Source organism: Mycobacterium kyogaense (genome assembly GCF_003254575.1).
GTDB classification, from domain to species: Bacteria; Actinomycetota; Actinomycetes; order Mycobacteriales; family Mycobacteriaceae; genus Mycobacterium; species Mycobacterium kyogaense.
In genome coordinates this window covers 1-876 of record NZ_QJUA01000106.1, presented here as the reverse complement: position 1 = coordinate 876, position 876 = coordinate 1, and the positions used below count along the sequence as shown (strand labels likewise).

The 876-nt window shown below is 65.5% G+C and carries 1 protein-coding gene; it reads right to left on the bottom strand.

The window, feature by feature from the left end; all coding sequences use genetic code 11:
* Window positions 1-876: phosphopantetheine-binding protein (locus DMB80_RS27770; protein ID WP_240431422.1), on the bottom strand; the 876-nt coding region annotated here is incomplete at both ends.

Genomic DNA, 876 nt, shown 5'->3' with positions numbered 1-876 from the left:
GGGGTGTGCCGTCGTCGTCGAGGATGTCGATGGGGGCGCTGGTGTCGGGGTCCAGGATGTGTTGGGCGAATCCTGTGTCGTGTTCGGTGAACACGGTGCGCAGCGTTTCGTGGCGGGCCACCACATCCCGCACGGCAGCGGTGAACGCCTCGACGTCGAAGTCAGCGTCCACGGTGAACGCCAGCGGATAGTTGTAGGCGACGCCGGTTTCGGGAAGCCGGTCGACGATCAGCATGCGTTCCTGGGCTGCCGAGACCGGGACGAGTTCCGGGCGTTGGCCCGCAACCAGTTCAGGACGGGTCAGCCTCGCAATCGGAGCGCCGTCGACGAGAGCGGCCACACCCGCCACCGTCGGGTGATCGAACACGTCCCCCAGCGACAGGTTCACGCCGAACGTCGATCGCACCCGGCTGATCAACCGGATACTCGACAACGAATGCCCGCCCAGGGCAAAGAAGTCGGCATCGATGTCGGCGACCTCACGGTCGAGAACCGCACCGAAGAGTTCGCACAGCTGACGCTGAGTGTCGGTGCTCGGAGCACGTCCGGTGACAGCGACCGGCGCCGGGTCGGGCAGTGCGTTGCGGTCGAGCTTCCCGCTGGGGGTGAGGGGAAACGCGTCGATGGCGACGAAATCCGTCGGGACCATGTGCGAAGGCAGAAGGCGTGCGGCGAAGTCGCGCAGTGATTCCTGCGCCGGCTGTCCATTGGGCACGTAGTAGGCGATGAGTCGTTGGTTGCGGACGATGACGCGTGTGGTGGTGATGGTGGGGTGTCCGGTGAGGGTGGTTTCGATGTCGGTGGGTTCGATGCGGATGCCGCGGAGTTTGATTTGGTCGTCGGTGCGGCCGAGGTAGTCGAGGACGGGGTTGCCGT